Annotated in this window: 1 protein-coding gene; it reads right to left on the bottom strand. The window is 68.9% G+C overall.

The features are described from left to right. Window positions 1–15: 15 nt before the first annotated feature. Window positions 16–647, bottom strand: a 632-nt coding sequence (locus IF45_RS0131055) for a response regulator (RefSeq protein WP_030310955.1), incomplete at its 5' end; no start/stop codon positions are given.

Genomic DNA, 647 nt, shown 5'->3' with positions numbered 1-647 from the left:
CCCGCCACCCACCCCTCACCCCAACAACCGCCTCTCCTTCCCCACAGCCACCGCCCCCGCCCGTGTCTCCACCCCCAACTTCTGGTAAATCCGCCCCAAATGGGTCTTCACCGTAGCCTCGCTGATGAACAACGCCCTGGCGATCTCCCGGTTGCCCAACCCCTGCGTCAAGTGCCGCAAAATGTCCCGCTCCCTCGGCGTCAGCTCGGGCCGCGGGTTCCGCAAGTGAGTCATCACCCTCTGCGCCACAGGCGGCGACAACGCCGTACGCCCCGAAGCCGCAGCCCTGATGGCGGTGAAAAGCTCCTCGGGCCGTTCGGCTTTCAGCAGGTAGCCCGTGGCGCCGGCTTCGACGGCTCGGGTGATGTCGGCGTCGGTGTCGTAGGTGGTGAGGACGAGGACGTACGGGGGGTGGTCGGGGAGGGTGGTGAGGCGGCGGGTGGTTTCGACTCCGTCGATTCCTTCGCCTAGTTGGAGGTCCATGAGGACCAGGTCGGGGTGGTGGAGGGTGGTCAGGGCGAGGGCTTCCTCGCCGCTGCCTGCTTCGGCTACGACCTCGATGCCGGGGGCGCTGGAGAGGAGGGCGCGCAGGCCGGCGCGGACCACGGCGTGGTCGTCGCAGAGGAGTAGGCGGACGGGGGGAGGGG

Source organism: Streptomyces albidoflavus, assembly GCF_000719955.1.
Lineage (GTDB): Bacteria > Actinomycetota > Actinomycetes > Streptomycetales > Streptomycetaceae > Streptomyces > Streptomyces albidoflavus.
Note: the sequence above shows the minus strand (reverse complement) of the source record. Positions and strands in the feature narration are given on the sequence as shown.